Origin of the sequence: Pseudoalteromonas rubra (assembly GCF_000967655.1) — a bacterium.
GTDB classification, from domain to species: Bacteria; Pseudomonadota; Gammaproteobacteria; order Enterobacterales; family Alteromonadaceae; genus Pseudoalteromonas; species Pseudoalteromonas rubra_A.
Genome location: NZ_JXYA01000009.1, coordinates 125510 through 132314, shown reverse-complemented (window position 1 = coordinate 132314; position 6805 = coordinate 125510). Strand labels below are relative to the sequence as shown.

Annotated in this window: 8 protein-coding genes; all 8 read left to right on the top strand. The window is 48.0% G+C overall.

Annotated elements, in window-relative coordinates:
- Positions 1-290 precede the first annotated feature (290 nt).
- The 8 genes from flgB (at position 291) to TW77_RS05455 (ending at position 6710) form a co-directional block, all read left to right on the top strand.
- Positions 291-701: a flagellar basal body rod protein FlgB gene (gene flgB, locus TW77_RS05490; protein ID WP_046003958.1), complete on the top strand. Its 411-nt coding sequence runs from the start codon at positions 291-293 to the stop codon at positions 699-701.
- A gap of 2 nt (positions 702-703) precedes the next feature.
- Positions 704-1135 carry a flagellar basal body rod protein FlgC gene (gene flgC, locus TW77_RS05485; RefSeq protein ID WP_046003957.1) on the top strand — a complete coding sequence of 144 codons (432 nt, stop codon included), beginning with the start codon at positions 704-706 and terminating at the stop codon, positions 1133-1135.
- Between the two features lie 15 nt (positions 1136-1150).
- Complete coding sequence (locus TW77_RS05480; RefSeq protein WP_046003956.1) at positions 1151-1828, top strand: flagellar hook assembly protein FlgD; 678 nt, start codon at positions 1151-1153, stop codon at positions 1826-1828.
- 37 nt (positions 1829-1865) lie between these two features.
- Positions 1866-3212: a flagellar hook protein FlgE gene (flgE, locus tag TW77_RS05475; RefSeq protein ID WP_046003955.1), complete on the top strand. Its 1347-nt coding sequence runs from the start codon at positions 1866-1868 to the stop codon at positions 3210-3212.
- Positions 3213-3327: 115 nt separating this feature from the next.
- Complete coding sequence (locus TW77_RS05470; protein WP_046003954.1) at positions 3328-4092, top strand: flagellar basal body rod protein FlgF; 765 nt, start codon at positions 3328-3330, stop codon at positions 4090-4092.
- 18 nt (positions 4093-4110) lie between these two features.
- Positions 4111-4899 carry a flagellar basal-body rod protein FlgG gene (gene flgG / locus TW77_RS05465; protein ID WP_010385605.1) on the top strand — a complete coding sequence of 263 codons (789 nt, stop codon included), beginning with the start codon at positions 4111-4113 and terminating at the stop codon, positions 4897-4899.
- A gap of 15 nt (positions 4900-4914) precedes the next feature.
- A complete protein-coding gene (gene flgH, locus TW77_RS05460; RefSeq protein WP_046003953.1) occupies positions 4915-5604 on the top strand; it encodes a flagellar basal body L-ring protein FlgH in 690 nt (229 codons plus the stop codon).
- A gap of 26 nt (positions 5605-5630) precedes the next feature.
- Entirely contained in the window at positions 5631-6710 is a 1080-nt protein-coding gene (locus tag TW77_RS05455) for a flagellar basal body P-ring protein FlgI (protein WP_428838740.1), read from the top strand.
- Positions 6711-6805 lie beyond the last annotated feature (95 nt).

Here is a 6805-nt window from a genome sequence, read left to right as displayed (position 1 = left end):
TGACATTAGATCATAAATTTAGTCAATTTGGCATCACCCGTTATTACTCTACACGAACAAATATCGCTAGATGCTTTGGGCTAGTGACTTGATGAGTATTGCATCACTGGGTTAAAGGAGTCATACGCAATAATTAGAAGTTGGAAGCGCTTCGACAGGCCCGCTTCGCTCATGGATACCCCGTCTTCCGTAAGTTACCGGCTGCGTCGTGATGCGGCAATTTTCCGCCACTTAAATATTGGCCTCATTCTTGCTTTTATCTCATCAAGTCAAATTTTTGGAGTCGGGTTATGGCAATTAGTTTTGATAAAGCATTGGGGGTTCACCCCCACACTATGCTGATCCGCTCTCAGCGTGCTGAAATTTTGGCAAGTAACATAGCCAATGCTGATACCCCTGGATACAAAGCTAAGGATATCGACTTTGGTCAGGCTTTTAAAGCGGCAAAATCGGCACAGCTAAGCGGCAATAAGATGGTCAGAACCAATGAGAAGCACCTCAGCGGTGGGACTCAGTTAAATAATGGTATTGAACAATATCGTATTCCAAATCAAGCAGATACTGGCGATGGTAACTCCGTTGATATACAAGTGGAACGAAACTTGTATGTACAAAATGCACTAGAGTACCAAGCTAGTTTGAATTTTTTATCTGGTAAATTTAAAGGGCTTAAGAAAGCCCTAAGTGGTCAAGGTAGCTAATTATGAGTTTATATAATGTTTTCGATATAGCGGGCTCGGGCATGAGTGCCCAGAACGTTCGCTTGAATACGACCGCCAGTAATATTTCAAATGCAAACAGCGTAAGTTCTAGTCAGGACAAGGTGTACAGAGCCAGGCACCCAGTCTTTGCTGCAGAATTAAGTAAAGCTGCGGCGGCTCAACCGAACACCATGGGGTCGTCGGTGGGCGTTAAAGTACTGGGTATTGTGGAAAGTGATAAACCTTTGCAGGTTGAGTACAACCCTAACCATCCGAGTGCTGACAAAGACGGGTACATCTATAAACCGAATGTGAATGTGGTTGAAGAGATGACAAATATGATCTCTGCATCGCGTTCGTACCAAACGAATGTTCAGGTCGCGGATGCCGCTAAGCAGATGCTTAGCAAGACCCTGCAACTTGGCCAGCGCTAAGCGGGAGTATAGCCAATGAGTAACGAAGTCAATTCAGCAACCTCGACCTATGTCGATTCATTGCGTTGGCCTGACAAGCAGGTACCGACAGAAAAGAATGATGAGTTGAAGCAAGAGGATTTCTTTGCGTTATTGACTCAGCAGTTGTCTTATCAGGATCCGAGCAAACCGGCAGATAATGATCAGATGATTGCGCAAATGACGAACTTTACAATGGCCGAGGGGATCTCGGACCTAAACTCAAAGTTCGAATCATTGGCTGAATCAATGACCTCTAATTCTGCATTGCAAGCATCGACGCTAATCGGAAAGAAAGCCCTGCTCGAGTCAGACACGATAGAGCATGGCCCTGACATGCAATCGCGAGGTTCAATCATTGTCACAGAACCTGTAGAGAAACTGACGGTCAGTATCCTCAATGATAAAAACGAGCTGGTAAGAACGATTGATCTCAAAGATCAAAGCCCCGGCGCAGTACGTTTTGATTGGGATGGCAAAAATACAGAGGGCGAGATGCTTCCGCCCGGGGATTATAAGATAAAGGCTGAAGGGTCAGTTCATGGCCAGTTTACAGCCCTTCCAACGGCGACTTTCAGAAACATAGAGAGCGTCAATGTCAATGGTGCAAGCGGCATCGTTATTAACACTAAAGCGGGTGCCGTGCGGCTTACTGACGTCGCGGAATTAGCCTAATTAAAAAGATTTAACCTTAATAGCAAGAGGTGAGAGTATGAGTTTCAATATTGCATTAACTGGTTTAGCTGCGGCTCAGAAAGACCTGGATACCACAGCTAACAACATTGCTAACGTGAACACGACAGGCTTTAAAGAGTCGCGTGCTGAATTTGCATCTGTGTATGCATCTTCCGTGTTTAGCGCCGGTAAAACAAAAAATGGTGATGGTGCACAAACCACTATGGTTGCGCAGCAATTTCATCAGGGTTCTTTGAACTTTACTCAGAACTCATTGGATTTGGCGATAACCGGTGAAGGTTACTTTGCGATGAGTGAAGAGCTGGGGGCGCAAGATTTCACCTATTCTCGTGCAGGTGCCTTTAAACTCAACAAAGACAACTTTATTGTTGATGCACAGGGCAACTTTCTACAAGGGTTTCCGGTTGATCCAAGTACAGGTGATACTACATCTGTGAGTTTGAGTACCTCCTCTGCTTTGCAAATTCCAGATGCGTCCGGTTCACCGCGAGCAACGACCAATGTCTACTCGTCATTTAACCTGGATTCAACAGCCACTGCGCCAACGCTGGCATTTGACCATACTGAAAGCGCAACTTACAACAGTTCTACTTCTACAACGGTTTATGACAGTTTGGGTGAGCCACACATTCTGCAGCTTTTCTTCGTGAAAAAGGACCCGACAACTGATCCCAACGAATGGCAAGTTTATGCGACGTTAGACAAAAAGCCTTTTAATATCAACGGGACTGACGCCGCTCCTATAGGCCCTATTACAGAGTTTGGTTTTGACTCCAACGGTAACCCAGCGACGACTGGTGCCGCGGCGAACCCAGTAACAGGCACTACATTTGACGCGTTTAATATCCCAGCGGGTGTTGGCGCTGGTTTGTCAACATTATTGACCAATGGTGCGACATTCCCGAATAACGTGGCCCTTAACTGGCGTGATGAAGCAAACACCAAGCCACCGACACAGTTCGCGAGCCGCTTTGAGGTAAAAGCGCTTGAGCAAGACGGTGCTACCACGGGCAGACTGGCAGGTATTGATATTGGATCTGATGGTAAAGTTGTTGCATCTTATAGTAACGGCGACTCCACTTATCTGGGACAGGTGGCGATGGTCCGCTTCTCAAACTCCCAAGGTTTACAGCAAGTGGGTAACACGGGATGGAAAAAGAGTTTAACATCGGGTGAGCCGATTGCCGGTGAACCTGGTTCAGGTACGCTGGGCACCATCAACTCATCTGCCCTGGAGCAGTCGAACGTAAACCTGACAAATGAACTAGTGGACCTGATCAGTGCACAGCGAAACTTCCAGGCAAACTCACGGGCACTGGAAGTCAACTCGACACTCCAGCAGAACATCTTACAGATCCGATAATCACCTTCATTACCTCACAAGGCCGCTCCAAAGCGGCCTTTTCATTTTCTTGACGATCATGTTGGCATCTATATTGCTTTATTCAGTATAGATTGAACAATTTTAGGTCGTTCCCATGGATAAAATGCTGTATGTCGCCATGTCAGGCGCCAAACAAAACCTGGTTGGTGTCGGGCTGAAGGCAAATAACCTGGCCAACGCCAATACTACTGGTTTTAAAGCCGACTTTGCACAGGCCCGCTCAATGCAGGCATTTGGTGAAGGGCTGCCTACCCGCGTATTTGCGATGCAGGAGCGCCCGGGAACCATGATGACGAGTGGTGCCATTACTGAAACGGGTCGGGAGCTGGATATTGCGGTAGATGAAAAATCCTGGATAAGCGTGGTAGATGCAGCGGGCGAAGAAGCCTATACCAAGGTTGGTACACTGAATATCACCGCAGATGGTGCACTGGTCACTAGCCATGGTCGTCAATTAATTGGCGAAGGTGGGCCCATTATACTGCCGCTGCCGGTAGAAAAGGTGGTCTTCAGTGACGATGGCTCTATTCAGGTTCGCCCGCAGGGTGCGCCAGCCAACTTTTTGGAAGTGGTAGACCGATTAAAGATTATTAACGCAGACAATAGCAAACTTGAGAAAGGCAATGATGGTTTGTTCAGACCAAAGGAAGAGCTGCTTGAAGATGGCGTGTGTGGATTTTGTGAAATTTCTCCAACCGCCAAAGTAATGAGTGGCTATCTGGAAATGTCCAACGTGAATCCGGTTCACGAAATGGTAGACATGGTAAACCTTCAGCGTCAGTTTGAAATGCAAATGAAACTGATGAAAACCGCTGAAGAAATTGATGAGCGACACACTTCGCTCCTGCGTATCGTTTAAGAGAGTGAGGTATAGATTATGAACCCAGCATTATGGATCAGTAAAACCGGCCTAGATGCCCAGCAAACTGATATTTCGGTGATTTCGAATAACCTGGCGAATGCCAGCACCGTCGGCTATAAGAAAAGCCGCGCGATATTTGAAGACTTACTCTATCAGAATATCAATCAGCCAGGTGGCCGCTCCTCTCAGGATACAGAGCTACCGTCAGGCTTGATGTTAGGTGCGGGTGCCAAAGTGGTCGCAAACCAGAAAAACTTCTCGCAAGGCAATATGCTGAGCACAGAAAACTCACTGGACTGGATGGTTCAGGGGCCTGGTTTTTTTGAAATCCAGATGCCCGATGGCACCATCGCCTACACACGCAACGGCCAGTTTACAACAGATGAAGAAGGCCGAATTGTCACCTCTGGCGCGGGCTTCCCGGTGCAGCCTGAGATGAATGTCCCGGACAATGCCAACTCCATTACTATTTCTCAGGATGGCGAGGTGTCAGTCAGTATCCAGGGGGAAGCCGCTAATACGGTCATAGGTCAGCTGGTTATCAGCGATTTTATTAACCCGTCGGGTCTGGAACCAATCGGTCAAAACCTTTACACAGAAACAGCCGTGAGTGGTGCACCAGTACAGGGTAACCCGGGCGTCGAAGGTCTTGGCTCAATTGTTCAGGGCGCACTGGAAACATCGAACGTTAATGTCACAGAAGAGCTGGTCAACCTGATTGAAACACAGCGAGTTTACGAAATGAACTCAAAAGTGATTAAGTCCGTTGATGAGATGCTTAGTTACATTAACCAACAGCTTTAAATGATGGGGGGTAGTATGGACAAGTTACGTACACTTGGCCTGGTAGTGGCAGGCTGTATAGCACTGAGTGGTTGTACAACAACGCAAAATAAAGATGTTAAGCGGGACGATCCTTACTACGCGCCCATGTACCCGGAAGCGGAAGCGGCACCGGTTGTGCCAACCGGCTCGTTATTCAATGCGTACGCCAACGACTTGTATTCGGATAAAAAGGCGCTTCGCACCGGAGATATTATTACGGTGGTACTGAGAGAGTCGACCCAGGCGTCAAAAGCAGCAAACTCCAAGCTGGACAAAGACAGCGAAGTGGAAATCGATCCTATACTTGGGTTAGGTGGTGCGGCAGTCAACTGGGGTAACAAAAGTATTCAGCTGGACGCCGGGTCTAATTCATCCTTTCAGGGAGATGCCCAGGCCAACCAGTCGAATAGCCTGATCGGTAATATTTCTGTCAATGTCATGCGGGTTTTACCCAATGGTAACTTAGTGATCCGGGGAGAAAAATGGCTGACACTGAACACAGGTGAAGAGTTTATCCGTCTTGAAGGTCTAGTCAGGCCACAAGATGTGAATGCCGATAATACGGTGGAGTCAAACCGTATTGCGAATGCGCGGATCCAGTACTCAGGTAAAGGCGATACTCAGGAAGTTCAAAGTGCAGGCTGGCTGACGAAGTTCTTTATGAGCGCCATCATGCCATTTTGAGGAAGCAGATTATGAAAGTATTCAACATGCTCGTGCTGGCCATTGCGCTCGTCGGTTGTCAGTTTGCCCATGCAGAGCGGATCAAAGATGTGACTATGGTTGAAGGCGTGCGTTCAAACCAGCTGGTCGGGTATGGTCTGGTGGTTGGCTTGCCCGGCACGGGGGAGCAAACCCGCTTTACTGAACAAAGTTTCAAAGGCATGCTCAATAGCTTTGGTATTACCATGCCAGCAAACCTCAAACCAAAGATTAAAAACGTCGCAGCAGTAGCCGTTCATGCCGAGTTGCCTGCGTTTGTAAAACCTGGTCAAACAATTGACGTGACCGTGTCTTCCATTGGTAGTGCAGGCAGTTTGCGTGGCGGCACCTTATTGCAGACCTTCCTGAAAGGGGTCGATGGTAATGTTTACGCAATCGCGCAGGGTAGCATGATCGTCGGTGGTTTAGGGGCTGAAGGGCTGGACGGCAGCCGGGTTGTGATCAACACGCCAACCGTTGGGCGTATTCCAAATGGTGGCACCGTTGAGCGCGCAGTCAGAAGCCCGTTTACACAGGGAGATCACATTACGTTCAACCTGAACCGTCCCGACTTTACAACGGCTAAGCGTTTGGCTGACACCATCAACGACCTGGTCGGGCCGCAAAGTGCTCAGGCGATGGACGCCGCGTCGGTAAGAGTGATCGCTCCGCGAGATCCATCTCAGCGTGTTGCTTATTTATCGACCCTGGAAAATCTGGAATTCACACCCGCAGATACCTCCGCGAAGATCATCGTGAATTCGCGCACCGGCACCATAGTCATTGGTAAAGAGGTCAAACTGCAACCTGCGGCCATTACCCACGGTGGCTTAACCGTCACCATTGCCGAGCAAGTGAATGTTTCTCAGCCTCAGCCTTTATCAGAAGGTGAGACGGTTGCAACGCGTCAGAGCATTGTTGATGTTAACCAGGATGACTCTCGTGCGTTCGTTTTTGACCCCGGCTCCAGTTTGGATGATCTGGTCCGTGCTATCAATGCCGTGGGTGCTGCACCTGGCGACTTGATGGCTATCCTTGAAGCGCTAAAAGAAGCCGGCGCGATACATGGTCAATTAGTCGTCATTTAACGCTTCTTTTATAATCAATTAGTTAGCCCCATTTTATGGGGCTTTTTTTTGGCTCAATAATTGCATTGTTATTAGTTATGAATATTGATGTGTTT

What these genes read in the sequence shown, in the direction of transcription:
- flgC (WP_046003957.1), top strand. Translation starts at nt 704, where the DNA reads ATGAGTTTATATAATGTTTTCGATATAGCGGGCTCGGGCATGAGTGCC.
- TW77_RS05480 (WP_046003956.1), top strand. Translation starts at nt 1,151, where the DNA reads ATGAGTAACGAAGTCAATTCAGCAACCTCGACCTATGTCGATTCATTG.
- TW77_RS05455 (WP_428838740.1), top strand. Translation starts at nt 5,631, where the DNA reads ATGCTCGTGCTGGCCATTGCGCTCGTCGGTTGTCAGTTTGCCCATGCA.
- TW77_RS05470 (WP_046003954.1), top strand. Translation starts at nt 3,328, where the DNA reads ATGGATAAAATGCTGTATGTCGCCATGTCAGGCGCCAAACAAAACCTG.
- flgH (WP_046003953.1), top strand. Translation starts at nt 4,915, where the DNA reads ATGGACAAGTTACGTACACTTGGCCTGGTAGTGGCAGGCTGTATAGCA.
- flgE (WP_046003955.1), top strand. Translation starts at nt 1,866, where the DNA reads ATGAGTTTCAATATTGCATTAACTGGTTTAGCTGCGGCTCAGAAAGAC.
- flgB (WP_046003958.1), top strand. Translation starts at nt 291, where the DNA reads ATGGCAATTAGTTTTGATAAAGCATTGGGGGTTCACCCCCACACTATG.
- flgG (WP_010385605.1), top strand. Translation starts at nt 4,111, where the DNA reads ATGAACCCAGCATTATGGATCAGTAAAACCGGCCTAGATGCCCAGCAA.